The sequence below is a fragment of the Treponema sp. OMZ 838 genome, assembly GCF_000775995.1.
Lineage (GTDB): Bacteria > Spirochaetota > Spirochaetia > Treponematales > Treponemataceae > Treponema.
On the sequence record NZ_CP009227.1, the window covers coordinates 2,566,729 to 2,582,772 of the forward strand.

At 46.4% G+C, this 16,044-nt stretch carries 13 protein-coding genes and 1 pseudogene; 6 read left to right on the forward strand and 8 right to left on the reverse strand.

Translation table 11 applies throughout. From position 1 onward, the window contains the following. Positions 1-90: 90 nt before the first annotated feature. The 4 genes and pseudogenes from QI63_RS11570 to QI63_RS11585 all read right to left on the reverse strand — a co-directional run bounded on the left by QI63_RS11570 (position 91) and on the right by QI63_RS11585 (position 3,643). Positions 91-825, reverse strand: coding sequence for an alpha/beta hydrolase-fold protein (locus tag QI63_RS11570; protein WP_235619707.1), 735 nt, complete (start codon positions 823-825; stop codon positions 91-93). Further along, positions 788-1,729 (reverse strand): ABC transporter substrate-binding protein, encoded by a 942-nt coding sequence (locus QI63_RS11575; RefSeq protein ID WP_044016576.1) that lies wholly within the window; start codon positions 1,727-1,729, stop codon positions 788-790. Before QI63_RS11575 ends, QI63_RS11570 begins: the two co-directional genes overlap by 38 nt. A gap of 105 nt (positions 1,730-1,834) precedes the next feature. Beyond that, positions 1,835-2,599 (reverse strand): ABC transporter ATP-binding protein, encoded by a 765-nt coding sequence (locus tag QI63_RS11580; protein ID WP_044016579.1) that lies wholly within the window; start codon positions 2,597-2,599, stop codon positions 1,835-1,837. Between the two features lies 1 nt (position 2,600). After that, positions 2,601-3,643 (reverse strand): annotated as a pseudogene (locus QI63_RS11585) (FecCD family ABC transporter permease). A 278-nt stretch (positions 3,644-3,921) separates the two neighbouring features. Here QI63_RS11585 and QI63_RS11590 point away from each other — a divergent pair. The 4 genes from QI63_RS11590 (at position 3,922) to rsmG (ending at position 8,006) form a co-directional block, all read left to right on the forward strand. Then, a complete protein-coding gene (locus QI63_RS11590; RefSeq protein ID WP_044016581.1) occupies positions 3,922-5,148 on the forward strand; it encodes an SPFH domain-containing protein in 1,227 nt (408 codons plus the stop codon). A gap of 9 nt (positions 5,149-5,157) precedes the next feature. Beyond that, on the forward strand, positions 5,158-6,306 hold the full coding sequence (locus QI63_RS11595) for a TFIIB-type zinc ribbon-containing protein (protein WP_044016583.1): 1,149 nt from the start codon (positions 5,158-5,160) through the stop codon (positions 6,304-6,306). Beyond that, a complete protein-coding gene (locus QI63_RS11600) occupies positions 6,300-7,193 on the forward strand; it encodes a TPM domain-containing protein (protein ID WP_235619710.1) in 894 nt (297 codons plus the stop codon). Before QI63_RS11595 ends, QI63_RS11600 begins: the two co-directional genes overlap by 7 nt. A gap of 120 nt (positions 7,194-7,313) precedes the next feature. Continuing rightward, positions 7,314-8,006, forward strand: a complete 693-nt coding sequence (gene rsmG, locus QI63_RS11605) for a 16S rRNA (guanine(527)-N(7))-methyltransferase RsmG (RefSeq protein ID WP_044016585.1) — start codon at positions 7,314-7,316, stop codon at positions 8,004-8,006. Here rsmG and QI63_RS11610 read toward each other — a convergent pair. From QI63_RS11610 to QI63_RS11625, 4 genes are all read right to left on the reverse strand, one after another. Next, complete coding sequence (locus tag QI63_RS11610) at positions 8,003-8,752, reverse strand: biotin--[acetyl-CoA-carboxylase] ligase (protein WP_044016587.1); 750 nt, start codon at positions 8,750-8,752, stop codon at positions 8,003-8,005. The genes rsmG and QI63_RS11610 overlap by 4 nt on opposite strands. Beyond that, positions 8,749-9,399, reverse strand: a complete 651-nt coding sequence (locus QI63_RS11615; protein ID WP_044016589.1) for a 3'-5' exonuclease — start codon at positions 9,397-9,399, stop codon at positions 8,749-8,751. The genes QI63_RS11610 and QI63_RS11615 overlap by 4 nt, the downstream gene beginning before the upstream one ends. Beyond that, positions 9,399-11,156, reverse strand: coding sequence for a phospho-sugar mutase (locus tag QI63_RS11620; protein ID WP_044016591.1), 1,758 nt, complete (start codon positions 11,154-11,156; stop codon positions 9,399-9,401). Before QI63_RS11620 ends, QI63_RS11615 begins: the two co-directional genes overlap by 1 nt. A 207-nt stretch (positions 11,157-11,363) precedes the next feature. Continuing rightward, the gene (locus QI63_RS11625) at positions 11,364-12,416 is read right to left on the reverse strand and encodes a hypothetical protein (RefSeq protein ID WP_044016593.1); all 1,053 of its coding nucleotides are present in this window, start codon (positions 12,414-12,416) and stop codon (positions 11,364-11,366) included. 108 nt (positions 12,417-12,524) lie between these two features. Between QI63_RS11625 and QI63_RS11630 the strand changes: the two genes are divergently transcribed. Beyond that, entirely contained in the window at positions 12,525-15,380 is a 2,856-nt protein-coding gene (locus tag QI63_RS11630; protein WP_044017392.1) for a penicillin-binding protein 1A, read from the forward strand. Positions 15,381-15,404: 24 nt separating this feature from the next. Then, a complete protein-coding gene (locus QI63_RS11635) occupies positions 15,405-15,896 on the forward strand; it encodes a deoxycytidylate deaminase (RefSeq protein ID WP_044016595.1) in 492 nt (163 codons plus the stop codon). The last annotated feature ends 148 nt before the right edge of the window (positions 15,897-16,044 follow it).

A 16,044-nucleotide genomic window follows, 5' to 3' on the forward strand; every position in this document is an offset into this window, starting at 1 on the left:
CGGAGAAAACGCAAGAAAAAAACTAAAAATATTTTGGAAGGCCTAAATTTTTTTATGATTAACTGATTCTCCGCACGAATCAATATCGCTCTACAGCTGCCAGCATTCGGTAAGCCACTGCTGTACTGCCCTGAAGCGTTCAAGCATTTTATCGTGATGCCCGAACGGATCGAACACAACGGTTGTATGTGCTATCTGTATTCTAAGCGCCTGATGTACTTCTGCTGCGTATTTTGGCGCATTCTCTAACCGGTTGCCGTGTTTTCCGCCCTCTCTCTTTCCGTTCAGCAAATAGACAGCGGCATTGCTATGCAAAACTTTGTGTTCACGGCAGTATTCCGGAAATCCGGGATACCAAAACGAACCGCAAAGGGAAAATATGTACGGTATATCGGTATATTCGAATAAACTCCACACGGCAGCTAAGCCACCGAGGGAATGGCCCCCATATGCAAGCCTCGAATCGTCAAGGGGATATTTAGTTTTGAGTTCGGGCAGTAGTGTCTTGAACAATAGATGATGATATTCCGCGCCCTTGCCGCCAAAAGGAGAACAATCGGTGCGGAATGACTCGGCAGCCCATGGTGTATAGTCGTCAAATCGGTTGCGTGCGTGCAGCCCGAACAAGAAAATACTCGGGGCAAGTGACTCCAGATATTCAATCTGTCCGTCGTTGACAAAAACCGCAGGATAACGGTACTGCAGGTTATATTCTGCAGGTTCCGACACGGTAATGTCTATACCGGACAGACTGATATGGTTCGTTATATCGCGTTTCGTACTGAAGCTACTTCCGCAGGAAGGCATCAACAGCTTCCAAGGCATTCAGCACAGCCGTACCATAGTCCATCAGCTCATCATAAGAAATCGTCATAATTTTATGCTGAGCAATAGCGGGTACGTCAACTAGTACTACATTTGCTTGCAAAGACGAAACCGCATTTGCGTCTAATTTTTTATTCCGGTCGCTCGTTACATAGATGATCAGTTCAGGATTCATAGTTATCAGATTTTCTGTCGTAAGCCCTGACGTACCCGTTGCAATATTGGTATAACCGAGTACATTCAGGAGACTTTCTTGCAATGCAGATTTATACGCCCCGAACGTTGTGCCATTATATGCACACATAATAAGCGCCTTCTTAAAAGAAGTCCCCTTTGTTGAAATATGTTGCAGCACAGCATTCAAACGTTGTTCGAGTTGCTTTGCATACGCTTCTGCCTTGTCCTGTACATTAAAAATAATGCCAAGATTTCTCACATCTTCGATAATATTTTGAAGGTCTTGCTTGATATTTAAAACCGAAGCTTTTTGTGCATATATCGGGATACCGTTTTCATTCCAAAAGCCCACCGTACCCAAAGACTTTTCGGAAAACATCATGTTTCTACCGAGCACTGCATCCGGTTCATACGAAAATACCACTTCCCGGGAAACGGTTTTCTTATTCCCGATATGAGGGATAGAATCGATCGCTTTCTTATGCTTACCGGTCACTGCATTATCCGGATCCAGCATACCGATAATACGATCCTGCAAGCCGAGTTCAATCAGCATTTCCGTCATTGAAAGATTATTGGTAATAACCTTTTTAGGCGCTTGCTTAAAGACCTGTGTTATTACTTTGCCATCTTTGTCATAGGTGGTAACGCTGACCGGATATGCCGTTTCCGCACTCACTGCGGCAGCAAGAAAAAGAGCCAATGCAATACTAATACATTGCTTCATTTGAATAACCTCCTGAGAGTTGTGTGACTCTCTAAAAACTGAGATATAGATTTTTAGAGATGCCGATGTCTTTTCTATCTATCAAAGATAGCATAGCCAAAGATATTATAGCGGCCCCCTATAGTGAATCATCGCCTGCGAATCCTCTGTCCAGCTGATATTGCAGCGAACACCGTAGATCGTCAGCATGGATTCTTCGGTAATAGTTGTGCGAGGACTTCCTTCATATAAAATATCCCCGTCTTTCATCAAATACAAATAATCCGAATACCGGCATGCCAACTGTATATCGTGCAGCACAGCCAGTACGTTAATCCGTAAATCTTTTACAATCTGCAATATCTCCAGCTGATATTTTATATCCAAATGGTTGGTCGGTTCATCCAGCAATAAGAGAGAAGGTTGCTGAGCGATTGCACGGGCAAGCACAACCCGCTGTTTTTCTCCCCCTGATAGCGATTGATACGGCTGATCTTTTCGAGTCAACATCCCGACCTTTGCCAGTGCATCCTGTATAATGGTAAAATCCTCTTCCCGTTCGGTTTGCATAAAGCGGATATGAGGTGTCCGCCCCAGCATCACAATATCCTGTACCGAACAGTTGAAATTCAGCGTATTAAATTGTGCGACAACCGCCATTTCCTTTGCCGAATCCTTGAGGCGGACAGTACGGATGTCTTTTCCGTCAAGATACACGGCCCCTGAGTCCGGTTTGATAATCCGGTAGATATTTTTTAAAAGCGTCGTCTTACCGCACCCGTTTGGGCCAAGTATCGTATAAAATTTATGCCCGTCCGCATGGAGCGATATACCTCGTAAAATTTCTTTATGAGCGATACTGCAGTGGACATCCTTGCACATCAAATCCATATTACTGCCCTGCTCCCCGTTGATGCTTTGCAACAATAAAGATAAAAAAGGGAGCTCCAACCAATGCGGTGAATATCCCGATCGGCAATTCCGCATTTTGAATCAATATTCGCGCACATACATCCGCCCAGATAATAAAAAGCGCACCCAAGAGTGCTGCGACGGGAAAGAGTCTACGATGGTTTGCTCCCACAAGTGCACGGGCAATATGCGGGGTAATCAGCCCAACAAACCCGATGATACCACAGACAGACACCAATACACCGGTTATTACTGCAATGACTGCCATAAAAAGATACCGATAGAAGTAGAGCGAAATTCCCAACGTTATCGCGACTTCATCGCCCATCATCATTGCATTAAAAACGCGGTACTGTAAGAAGAAAAAAAATACGAAAGGCTGACTACGAGCAGCGGTAACGGGAGTGATGACCATGAAGTACCGGCAAGAGAACCCATTGTCCAAAACTTAACCGTCATAATACTGTCAGAATTTGCCCCAATTGAAATGATAAAATTGGCAAACGCCGTAAACAGGGCATTTACCACGGTACCTGATAAGATGAGACTTGTCGTGGTCATCTTTCGCTGTGATGAAGCGATGATCAGCACCAATACGGTCGCGGCAATCGCGCCGAGAAAGGCTCCAAGCCCTACGGCAGAAATAAAGCCGAGAATGATACTGACAACAGCCCCGAATGTCGCACCGGCAGAAATACCCAAAATGTACGGTTCGGAAATCGGGTTGTTGACCGTTGCCTGCATAACGCATCCGCAAACGGCAAGCCCTGTACCGGTAAAAAACCCGAGTAAAACCCGCGGTACACGCATATTCCATACAATCGCAATAGCAGCGTTTGAAAGACCGGTCAGTAAATTGGGGGCAACTGCTTTTCCCAGCATAATCCGGTACGTATTTGCCAATCCGATTTTAACAGGGCCGAGCGAAACAGCAATAAATATAGAAAAAACCGTTATCGCTATCAGGAATAAAAATAAAACAAGATATTTTACTGTTTCAACAGAGAATTTTTTTTGCAGCATCAATGTATTCCTCTTGTTTACCCCGGTTTACAAACTGGTGCTGTTATAGCATATTTTAATACATTCTGCAAGAAGTTTACCTCCCGGCATTCCATGGGACATCATTCGTCGCAAACGTGTATCCCATCCCATCTTTTATTATTGCTTATTTTTTGAGTAGCCTTTTTAAAAACTGAGTTCCATGTTCTACTTATCTCCCCCTCTTTACCGATTCTTCATTTCTATACTAATATAGAGCTTATAAAATAGAGATCTTACAAACAGAGAGGAGTAATACTATGGGATTGATAACAGCGGCGCTTAGCGCGGTAGGCGGCGGTTTAGCGGATCAGTGGCTTGAGGTTGTCGAAGCGGATGATATGGGTGAGGGCATTGTACTCGCAAAGGGTGTTCCGGTGCGCACTGATAAGCGTAACAGAAATACCAAAGGTTCAAGCGATGTAATTTCTAATGGGTCGATTATCCATGTTAATCAAAATCAGTTTATGATGCTGGTAGACGGCGGAAAAATTATCGACTACACGGCGGAACCGGGATATTTCAAGGTTGACAACAGTTCGGCTCCCTCTCTTTTCAGCGGCAGCTTCGGCGATGCTTTAAAAGAAACGTTCAGCCGTTTTAAATTCGGCGGAACAACACCGATGAAGCAGGAAGTCTTCTATATCAATTTGCAGGAAATCAAGGGGATTAAGTTCGGTACGCCCAATCCGCTCCAGTATTTTGATAATTTCTATAATGCAGAACTTTTTTTGCGGGCGTTCGGAAATTACTCCATCAAGATAACCGATCCCATCAAATTCTTTAAAGAAGCTTGTCCCCGAAATGCAACGCATGTACATATCGATGAAATCAACGAGCAGTATTTAACCGAATTTTTGGAGGCATTGCAGGCGGCTATCAGTCAAATGTCGATGGAAGGCGAGCGGATTTCGTTTATTCCGTCAAAGGGAACGATCCTCAGTAAGCACATGTCACAGATTCTCGATGATTCGTGGAAAGATCTGCGCGGTATGGAGGTGCTGGCAGTCGGTATCGCAAGCATCACGTATGACGACAGCTCCAAAGAACTCATCAATATGAGAAACAAAGGGGCAATGCTCGGCGATCCTTCTATCCGTGAAGGTTATGTGCAGGGTTCTATTGCGCGGGGTATGGAAGCAGCAGGTTCCAATCAGGCAGGCGCCGGTATGGCATTTATGGGCATGGGAATGGGCATGAACGCAGGCGGAAACTTTATGGGACAGGCAAGCCAAACCAATATGCAGCAAATGCACATGCAGCAAGCAGCTCAACAACAGGCTGGGCAGCAAACCGCCGCGGCGGGACAAGCCGCTCAAGGAAAAGCGGCAGGCGAATGGTTCTGCACCGAATGCGGACACAAGAACACCGGTAAATTCTGCGCGGAATGCGGCACGCCGAAACCCGCAGGAAATAATTGCCCTTCATGCGGCGCAGAAGTTAAACCCGGAACAAAATTCTGTTCCGAGTGCGGCGCTAAACTGTAGGAAACAACTATGAGTGTAATAAACTACAAATGCCCCGCATGCGGGGCGCCGATTGAGTTTAATCCGCGATTGGGCAAATTTAAATGCGGATACTGTTTTACCGAGCATACGGAAGAAGAGCTGACTGCCTATCTCGAAAAACTGCAAGCTAAAACTGCTGCAGCAGACGAAAGCGCCGGTGATGCTTCTGCCGGTAATAATGCCGCAACAGAGTCCGGTACGAGAAATGACAGCGGAGAAAACACCGACAAAGATACCGCTTCCGGCAACAGCAGCGAAACAGGCGGACAAACCGTTAAGGTATACCAATGCGCTAATTGCGGCGCGGAAGTTGTTGCGGGCGACACCTCAACGGCGGCCTTTTGCTACTACTGCCACAGCCCGGTCGTTATAACCGACCGGCTCAAGGGCAATTTTAAACCCGACCGCATTATCCCGTTTAAGGTTGATAAAAAGACCGCTGTGCAGAAATTTCTGGAATGGGCGGGCAAAAAGAAATTTACCCCCAAAGGCTTTACGAGCGAAATGCAGCAGGAAAAAATCACCGGCATTTACCTTCCGTATTGGCAAGCGGACATCGATGCAAAGGTTGACTACCATGCGGTCGGTGTGAACGTTACCCGCTGGTCAAGCGGAGACCGAGACTATGTAAAAACCGATAAATACAAAATCGACCGCACCGGTGATATTGCCGTAAACAACCTACAAAAGCTTGCATTTTCAAAAATCGACGAATCGTTACTCAACAGCATTACTCCCTACGATGAAGCGGAGATGAAAAATTTTTCCGCAGGGTATTTGGCAGGTTTCTTTGCCGAACAATACACCGAAGATAAAGAAGCAATAAAACCTGCGTTAATGACACAAGCAAAACAAACCACAACGGCACTTATCAAAGAGTCAACATCGTGTACTCATTTTGAATCGGAAAAAGATTCAACCGCGTATTCCGTCCGCGATCAACGGTATGTGTTACTCCCCTCGTGGATTCTTACCTACATCTATCACGGTAAGCCGTATGTATTTGCCGTAAACGGACAAACCGGTACAACCTGCGGCGAACTGCCGCTGGATAAGGCAAAAGCAGCACTGACATCGGGGCTTCTCGGCATCGTATTCGGTGCGCTCATGTTCTTAGGAGGGATGTTTATATGGTAACGATGATAACGCCGGTATGTTCAAAAAAATACGCCTATAAAAAACTGTTCGCTATAACGCTTTTTTGCTGTTTTCTCCCCCTTATACTTCTTTATGCAGAGACGAGCACTTCGGACGAGGCTGATTGGAGCGAAACCGAATGGGATGCAGACGAACTTTTTATTCCGGTAGAACAATTTGCCGGGAACCCGGTCGTCGATATGGCGGGCATTCTGACTCTCAGCGAACAACAGGAAATAGCGGCACGCTTTACGGAATTTTCCGAAAGCCTCAAAACGGATGCGTCAGTGGTACTGGTTCCCGACACCGGTGATTTGACGGCGGAAGCATACGCAGATGATTTCTTTGATTACGGCGGCTACGGCTACGGAGAAGACCGCGATGGAATCTTGCTATTAATCGTAACGGGATACGGCGACGGCAACGGAAGAAAAGCGCATATTTCAACCTCAGGTAAGCGTACTATCAATACCGTTACCGATTCCCGTATTGATGATCTGCTCGATGCACTCATCGACGGAGGAGCAGCGGATGGAAATTATGCCGCCGGTATCAATGCATATATCGATGAACTGCACACCATAATCCAATCACCGGAACAAGCGGCCGCCACAAAGCTGAAAAACAGCATCTTATTTGCCCTCGGCACCGGCGTTTTCGTGTTTTTAATCAGCTTCTTGGTTTTATTAAAACGCTATAAAATCGCCGGTGCAAAACCGTACTATAATCGAGCGAAACAAACACAGGTACACTTTGCTTCTACGGACGACCCGCTCATCAGCACCAATACAATAAGCACCGTACGGCCTAAAAACAAATCAAGCGAAAGCTCCACCCATACATCTTCGAGCGGGCGCTCACACGGCGGCGGCGGCAGATCGTTTTAAGTTTTAAGCAGGTACCTTTCGGGCATCTTAAAAAACTCAAGGTTAGTTTTTAGAGGTGAGCTTTGCTTACCGGTTTTCCTTAGATTTAATTTGTGATCGGCATTAGGAGCGCACTTTACAATGGATACACAAAACACGGAACTTTTACAAGCGGGATTGGCCGCATTACATATTGAAGACCGGCAAGACAAACTGGCAGAGATGTTAACGAGATATATTCGCGAACTTGAAACGTTTAATGCCGCATTTAATTTGATAAAGGTACAAAACACTCAAGAGCTGATTATCAAGCATATCCTCGACAGTCTTGCGCCGTGGGAAGCATTAGCGCACCGGCTCGATTCATACAAACGCGAAGACACCTGTACTATTGCGGATATCGGTTCCGGGGCGGGGCTGCCGGGAATTCCGCTTGCATGTCTGTTTTTACTTAAAGATCCCAGCATTAAATTTACGTTAATAGAGCGGATGCACAAACGATGCGCTGTTTTGGAAAACGTACAAGCCATGCTGGGATTGACCAACACCGCCGTGCTGGAATCCGAAGCGGAAAAAGCTCCTGCCGATTATTTTGATATTGCCGTATTCCGAGCGTTTCGGCCGCTTGACCGCGCAATGCTTGCTACCCTGCAAAAACGAATTCGCAGTACCGGTATCTTAGCTGCCTACAAAGGAAAGCTCACTGCAATTGAAGAAGAGATGCAGGCATTGGGCGCTCATAAACCGGACTATCAGGTGATACCGGTACAAACACCCTTTTATGACGCGGAACGGAATCTCGTTATCATCCCTAAGTGCCGCGAGGATGATTAATAGATCAGTTCTCCCGAATAATACCGATGTTCCTTATCCTCTTCCGTAATGCACAGCGCCCCATCCGGAGCGATACCGGTAAGAATGCCTTCGATAATATCGTCTTCCTGTTGCCCGCGCATAAAGCGAACCATAGAGCCTCGCTTCCAAAGCCGGCGGCTGATTTCTTCATTCCAATCGCGGCAACTAAGACATTCCTGTATTTGAGTCAGCAGCGCAGGAATAAACACTTCAAACGTGGGGCATTTATCCGCGCCGATAATCATTGCAAGCGAAGTTGCCGTGTGTTCTATACTCCGCAAAAAAGCCGTTTGAAGCAGGTTGATACCGACACCGGCAAGAACACAGCCGCCCGCGCTTTCGCACAGGATGCCGGCAGTTTTTTTACCGTTGATCAAGATATCATTCGGCCACTTAACGGCAGTCCGTACGCCGGAAGGCAAAAAAGAATCGAGTGTTAGACTAGCGGCTAAGCCTATCCGCAGCGTAAAATCGGTGGATGCGGGCTGCCTCAAAATGAGTGTACCGAGCAGGTTTTCCCCTGCAGGGGAAAACCATTGCCGGCCGGACATGCGGCCGCGACCTTCCGTTTGGTAGCCGGCATAGATGAACGTGCCGTCGGGACAACCGTCGGCAAGGCATTCGCGGGCGGCTTGTAAGGTAGAGTCGGTGCGGGCATAATAATACACGGGCGCCTTAAAAGGATTTTGGATTGTGGTCGTTTCTCGTCTTTGTTGCGGTATCAAAATAAACTCCGTGAATAATCTTTCTCTTTTTGCTCCGTTTCGGGGGCTAACAGGCTTGCAGCATCCGTTTCTGCACGGATTTTTTCTACCAGTTCGGGATTGTTTTTTAAAAATCTGCTTAAAATCTTTTCAAAAAGCTCCATGCAGACGCGGGCATCGTCTTCGGCTCGGTGAGCTTCCAGCGCTGTAATGCCGAACTGCACGGCAAGATCCTGCAATGCATAGCTGGAAAGTCCGGGAAATACTTCCTTTGCAAATATTCGCGTATCGATGGCTTTATTGGTTAAAGGAGATTTTCCGGCGCGCTTTAACTCCGCATTAACATAGTTTATGTCAAACGGAGCATTATGCGCAACTAAAACACCGGTGCCGATAAAATCGAAAAAGTCGGGAAAGACATCGGCTATCAGCGGCTTATCCTTCAGCATCTCATCGGTGATTCCGTTGACCTTGCCTGCTTCTTCCGGCATCGGCATTTTGGGATTGATAAGCACATTGTACCGGGCAATAACACCGCACCGGTCGAACTTTACCGCACCGATTTCGACGATACGCCCCGATGCAGGATCAAGTCCGGTCGTTTCGGTATCAAAAGCGATAAAGGCTGCCGTGTCGTATACGGCAGCCAACCAATCATAACTCGTCATTAGACAAGAGTGTCCAATGCTTGAGCAAAAATTTTAACCTGCTGTTCTGCTTTGGTCTGGGCAGCGGCAACATCCTTACCCTGTACCGGCTGCGGATGGATGATATAAAACTTGATCTTGGGTTCGGTACCGCTCGGACGGACACTGATAATTGTTCCGTCTTCAAGATAATACTGCAGCACATTGCTTACCGGAAGATCTACCGTTTCTTTCTTATCGGGAGTAAGCGGGTTGTAGGAACATGATTGATCGATATCGCGGATGGTGAGAACCTTTACACCGGCAATATCCTTTAACGCGGAAGTGCGAAGCTTTATCATCATATTTTTCATAATTTCTACACCTTCCGCACCGGGGAATACCTTGTTGATGGTTGTTTCGTAGAAACAGCCGTACTGCATAAAGAGTTCGTCTAAACGCTCTAACAAGCTCTTTCCTTGTTTACGCCAATAGAGCGACATTTCGGCACAAAGTGCGGAAGCTGCAATTCCGTCTTTATCGCGGATTTCCATCCCGAAATTATAGCCGTAGCTTTCTTCAAAACCATAAATATAGTGATACCCTTGTTTGGAAATTTCATCAGCCTTATTGCAGATCCATTTAAAACCGGTTAGACATTCAAAGGCTTCAACTCCGTAACCTTTTGCGATGCGATCACACAGATGGGACGTTACAATGGAACGAACAATAGCGGGTTTTGCCGGCATAACGCCGAATTCTTTTGCAGTCAGGCAGAGATAGTCGGTAAAAAGAGCTCCCATCTGGTTACCGGTAATAAGATGCATCTTTCCGTTGGCATCTTTTACCGCTGAGGCAAAACGGTCTGCATCGGGGTCGGTTGCCATTAAAATATCTGCGCCTTCTTTTTCCGCTAATTCAATCGCCATTTTAAGCGCAGCAGGGTCTTCGGGGTTAGGATAGCTCACCGTCGGAAAATTTCCATCCGGCTGGCGCTGTTCGGGTACGGTGATGATGTTAAAGCCCATATCGCCAAGCACTTTCTCGACATGCATCGCACCGGTACCGTGCAGCGGTGTGTAGACAATTTTTACGGACTTGGACATCTCTTTAATAAGATTACCACGATGCAGCTTGGCCTTAACGCTCGCCCAATATTTTTCGTCTATTTCTTTATCGATGATGATGAGTTTCCCGCTCTTAATCGCTTCGTCACGGTTCATCATGTTCACTTTTTTAACCGTGTTTACCTTGTCGATAATGCCCTTATCGTGGGGCGGAATAACTTGCGCTCCATCATTCCAATAGGCTTTGTATCCGTTATATTGCGGCGGATTGTGCGAAGCGGTAACGACAACGCCGGTATCGCAGCCGAGCTCGCGGATTGCATAGGAAAGCTCCGGTGTCGGGCGTAATGCCGAAAACAAATAGACTGTAAAACCATTCGCTGCAAAGATGAGTGCGGTTGCCTCTGCAAACACATCCGAATAGCGGCGTGAATCATGCGCGATAACCGCTTTTAGTTGACCTTTCTTTGCCTTTTCAGGAAAGGTTTCGATAATATAGTCGGCGAGCCCCTGGGTTGCCTTTTTAATCACCATGGGATTCATCCGGTTTGTTCCGCCGCCGATAATCCCGCGCAAACCGCCGGTTCCGAATTCCAATTGACGGTAGAAGCGGTCAAACAGCTCTTTCTCATCGTTCTTTGTAACGAGTGCTTCCACTTCTTTTATGAATGTCGGATCGGTTTCTTCCGCCATATACTGCTTTGCATAAGCCAGAATGGTACTACTATCCATGATCGAGTCTCCTCTAATAATCAACATACCCCGACGCAGCACATCGGGGTATGTTGTTCTCATAAATCTGAATATTGCTAAGGCATCTTTAAAAACTTGAATCGCTTTCGGATACTGCTATTTATTTAGTGTAACCTTTTTTTATAGATTACGCAAGGTAAAATATCAAGAGCGTCAGGGGGTAATATTAAACTGCACGAATAAATATTATCCGTTTTGAAGTTTTACCGAATCCGCTCTAACCCAGCCTTTTTTTTGCTTGTTTTGGATATAGAGCCATTCAATACCACTCTCGGAATCTCCATCCTGTTTAATATATTTGCGGGTGGCAGTAGCCGATGCTCCTGCTTTCAGCATATTTACCGTTCTTGCAGAGTCTTCATCGGGAATACTTAAAAGATTGATATCGTCGATAGCCGTAACTTTTTCACTGATTTTTTCAGCTGTAAGCTCTTTCATGAAATTCTCTTCTTTTATCATAATTTCGGAAAGCGACTGTAAAACTGCAATGGTATCGCTATAAGGAGAACCCAGTTCAATTGCATTCTGGAACAGCTCCGTCCGTATGGTGTCGTTTTTCGATTCCATCGCAACCTGAGCGAGAATCATAGCCGAAACACTCATTTCATCCATTTCTACCGCATCCCGTTTTACATATTTATCCTTAATACTCCATGAACTAACCAGTTCCGGATTATACGCTGCAATTTTAATAAATTTACTGTCCGGCTTTTCAAGGCTGTCTTTATATACCGCAACAATAGCATAACGAGGGATAAACTCATCCGTCATAGCCGCAAGGGATTCCGATTTATACAGCACGACGTCCTGTCCCGAAATAAAAGCTGCGATGGTATCAGGTTCATAAGAATACTCTTGAATCCAATAACGCTGCCCGTTAAGCTCAACATGAAAAAATGTCCGTTTTTGTCCATCGGTTCTTACGGCTTCTTTCTTTTCTCCCAAATAGAGCGCCTTATCACCCAGTGAAGCTTCAGCAATCCACTTCATTTTTCCTTCGTCGTTTTCCGTATAAAGTCCCGCATTGTTCACATAAATAACTCCGCTAATGCCCATAGCATTCCCCATATCGGACGCAGACTCTTGTTTTGTATCCGTATGAACGGCTGCCGCTACTTCACCGGCAGGATTACTCTCATTATTCGTGCTTTGTCTTTCATTTTTGGCACATGATACAAATGATACAATCTGTATAATTCCGAATACGGCAAACAGAACTATCTTATTTAGTCTTTTCATTTTATATGCTCCTTGCAGCTATTATTATTTGATAGCGGTAAAGTGTCAATATTGTACAGACACAGGTATATGCTTGAAAAAAAAATGATTTTATGCTTTTATAGGCACATGCGCGGACGCACCGTCTTTTTATATATTTATCTTATTATTGTTTTTACCGTGCTTGTTGCAGGTTCAGCGATGCTGGGCTACTTACTGGCAGAAACGGCTGCCGTAAAGCAAAGTGAACAATTTACGGCTTTTAATCCCGACTTACCGACCCGGATACTTGATATACGCGGGGATTTGATTACCGAATTCTCTTCCAACGAAAAACGGGAGATTATTAAATTCGAGCAGATACCGCCGGCCTTGATCAATGCGCTCCTTGTACGCGAAGACCGCAGCTTTTATCGGCACCGCGGCTTTACCTTAAAAGCAATTTTCCGTGCCGTTATCGGAAAACTTACCCGTAAGACACTCGGCGGCGGAAGTACTATTACACAGCAAATCGCAGGTCTCTTGTACTGTGACCGTACCGATATGAGTATTTCGCGAAAGATTAAAGAACTGTGGTGGGCGGTTCAAATGGAACGCCGGTACTCGAAAGACGAAATCCTCGAACTCTATTTGAACAAAGTATATTTCGGCGGAGGTACCTACGGCGTAAGCGCTGCCTGCCGTTTTTATTTCGGACATTCCGTCGCGGAAATCACCCCTGCGGAAGCGGCGATACTGGTTATTCAGCTGTCAAACCCCGCCTATTACAATCCTTTTGAATATCCGAACCGTGTGCAGGAACGTCAAGGTTATATTCTCGACGAGATGGTGCGGCTCGGTTATCTCTCCAAAGAGGAACGGGACGAGTCCTACGATGAGTATTGGGCTCATTTCGATTACACCCGCACCGCTTCGTCCGCATGGTTTAACCGTGAAGATAAAGCCCGCTGGTTTTCCGAATATGTACGCCGCCAGCTTGAAACGATGATGTACGGCACAATGGATTTTTATTCCGATGGATATATCGTACATACCACTTGCGACCTGCGGCATCAAGCAGCAGCTGAAAAAGAGATGGGAGACTATATCCGCATTGCCAATAGCCGCGTAAGGAATACCCGTTCGCACCGATTTGCACAGAGCGAACTGTACAGCAACATTACTGCACTGGTTTCGCTTGCCTTTAATATTCCGGCACTCCATATCGATTCCGAACGGGTACAGGCAAAAACCCTTTCCTACTACCGCAGTGATTTAAATCCTATTGTTGACATGGCAGCAATGCTTTTCGGTTTAAACAACCTCAAAATTACCGGCACAAAAAGTACGGCAAAAGTTCAAGATGAGCTCGCAAGAAAAACGGTTGAAGGAACTCTCATCTGTTTGGAAAATAATACCGGATACATTACGGCGCTTGTCGGCGGAAGTAAATTCGATGAATCGAATCAGATAATCAGGGCAACTCAGGGACGTCTGCAACCGGGAAGCTCTTTTAAGCCGCTTTTATATTCTGCAGCCTTCGACACTAAATTGATTACGCCGGCAACCGTGCTGGAAGATACGCCGCAAGTATTCCAAAACCAGAGCGGTGTCCCATATATTCCCAACAACTATGCAGGGCATTGGCAGGGCACTGTTCTCGCATGGCGGGCGCTGGCAAAATCACTGAACATTCCTGCAATTAAAGTACTCGATACAATCGGCTTCGATGCTGCGATTACCCGCTCTGCTGCGCTGCTCGGTATCACCGATCAGGATGAAATAGACCGTACATTCCCGCGGCTGTATCCGCTCGCGCTCGGCGTTATCAGTGTTGCTCCCGTTCAGATGGCAAAGGCGTTTGCTATCTTTGGAAACCAAGGACGAAGGGTTGATCCTATTGCCATCCGTACCGTAGAAAACCGCAATGGTACAATTGTGATGGATCCCGAACGGGATTTACGGCTGGAACAGCGGCGGAGGGGAACTGCGATGCAAGTTATCAGCCCCCAAAACGCCTATCTTATGACATCGGTACTACAGAAAACGATTACCGCAGGAACACTTATGACTGCTTCCGGCAGCGGATCAAAATTCCGCTTTAAGGATAAAAAAACCGGTAAGTATTTTTCCATGCCTATTGCAGGTAAAACCGGTACGACCCAAAACTGGTCGGATGCATGGGCGATCGGTTACTCTCCATATTATACCGCTGCAGTTTGGTTCGGATATGACAAGGGAGGTCAGTCGTTGGGACTCGACAATACCGGTGCAATGCTTGCAGGGCCTCCGTGGGCAAACTTTATGAAGTCGATTCATGAAGATATGCCGTACCGGGATTTTATCCGGCCTGAAACAGGATTAACCACTGTGTCGGTTTGTTCAAAATCCGGTATGCTGCAAACGCCTTATTGCGATGAGGGTACTGTGCCGCTCTACTTTTTATCCGGCACCGAACCGACGGAGGCTTGTACCTATCATGAAGCCAATAATGTATTGCTGGAAATTGCAAAAGACCGTCTGCGCAAAAGTAATTACAGTACCGGTCAAGCGCCTGTTGACATTATTAAAACGGATGTACTCATTGACCCGCGTATTTTTGAAGACCCTGAACCGAGCAAGCAAAGGCGGACAGGAAATACCTCTTATACGGTAGATCCGTTTACAACCGATGAACTTACAGTACCCTCCGGCAACATTTTGGAATCCGATCCGTTGTTGCGTTCAGGTGAAGATAATTCTTCAACGGAGCTGCAGGTGCCTACTCCGCAACAAGAGCAAAATACACAAAATCCGGCAACTCAACCGGGACAGACTCCGGGCACCTCAGGAGCAACCAATACGACTAATCCTCCGATTCCTCAAACGCATTTGGGAACCATTGATGAGGGAACCCCGTTGCCGTCTTTCCCGCCTCTAGAATCTGAACCTGCCGGTACCGAATCCGAAACACAGGAACAGAACAACGGCACGATACAGGGTGAAGGCATCAACCCGTGGCTATAGGGAAATTTTCCAAAAGGATAAAACATGAGTGAAGAACCGTATGTCCGCCCGACATGGGACGAATACTTTATGGAAGTCTGCCGTGCAATTGCAAAGCGTGCAACCTGCGACCGCGGCAGATCCGGCTGCGTTATTGCACGGGATAACCAGCTCTTAGTTACCGGCTATGTCGGTGCCCCGCGCGGATTACCGCATTGCGATGATGTCGGACATCAATTTAAAAAGGTGCAGCACGAAGACGGCTCTGTAAGTCAACACTGCGTCCGCACCGTTCATGCAGAGCAAAATGCAATTTGCCAAGCAGCAAAACGGGGTATCAGCATCGACGGCGCAACACTCTACTGCAAAATGACCCCATGCCGAACATGTGCAATGCTGATTATCAACTGCGGTATAAAACGGGTGATCGCCGAAAAACGCTACCACGATAGCGCCGACTCAATCGAGATGTTCAAACAGGCGGGAGTTACCCTTGAGCATTTGAGTGATACTATTGAAGAATATCAAGGCCAATAGACCTTTTGAAATATACGGTGCATCTACTGCGTCGTACGGCAAAAAAGTGTCCTCAACGTATCACAGATACGCCTGCGGTACTTTTTTGTCGTACTCCTTGTATCTGCATCGTCTATTTCAAAAGGCTTACGGTAGGGCTATATACGGC

Excerpts from the sequence above, each read along its gene's own strand:
- QI63_RS11600 (WP_235619710.1), top strand. The coding sequence starts at position 6,300 with ATGGTAACGATGATAACGCCGGTATGTTCAAAAAAATACGCCTATAAA.
- QI63_RS11625 (WP_044016593.1), bottom strand. The coding sequence starts at position 12,416 with ATGAAAAGACTAAATAAGATAGTTCTGTTTGCCGTATTCGGAATTATA.
- QI63_RS11615 (WP_044016589.1), bottom strand. The coding sequence starts at position 9,399 with ATGACGAGTTATGATTGGTTGGCTGCCGTATACGACACGGCAGCCTTT.
- QI63_RS11635 (WP_044016595.1), top strand. The coding sequence starts at position 15,405 with ATGAGTGAAGAACCGTATGTCCGCCCGACATGGGACGAATACTTTATG.
- QI63_RS11580 (WP_044016579.1), bottom strand. The coding sequence starts at position 2,599 with ATGGATTTGATGTGCAAGGATGTCCACTGCAGTATCGCTCATAAAGAA.
- QI63_RS11590 (WP_044016581.1), top strand. The coding sequence starts at position 3,922 with ATGGGATTGATAACAGCGGCGCTTAGCGCGGTAGGCGGCGGTTTAGCG.
- QI63_RS11575 (WP_044016576.1), bottom strand. The coding sequence starts at position 1,729 with ATGAAGCAATGTATTAGTATTGCATTGGCTCTTTTTCTTGCTGCCGCA.
- QI63_RS11620 (WP_044016591.1), bottom strand. The coding sequence starts at position 11,156 with ATGGATAGTAGTACCATTCTGGCTTATGCAAAGCAGTATATGGCGGAA.
- QI63_RS11595 (WP_044016583.1), top strand. The coding sequence starts at position 5,158 with ATGAGTGTAATAAACTACAAATGCCCCGCATGCGGGGCGCCGATTGAG.
- QI63_RS11630 (WP_044017392.1), top strand. The coding sequence starts at position 12,525 with ATGCGCGGACGCACCGTCTTTTTATATATTTATCTTATTATTGTTTTT.
- rsmG (WP_044016585.1), top strand. The coding sequence starts at position 7,314 with ATGGATACACAAAACACGGAACTTTTACAAGCGGGATTGGCCGCATTA.
- QI63_RS11570 (WP_235619707.1), bottom strand. The coding sequence starts at position 825 with ATGCCTTGGAAGCTGTTGATGCCTTCCTGCGGAAGTAGCTTCAGTACG.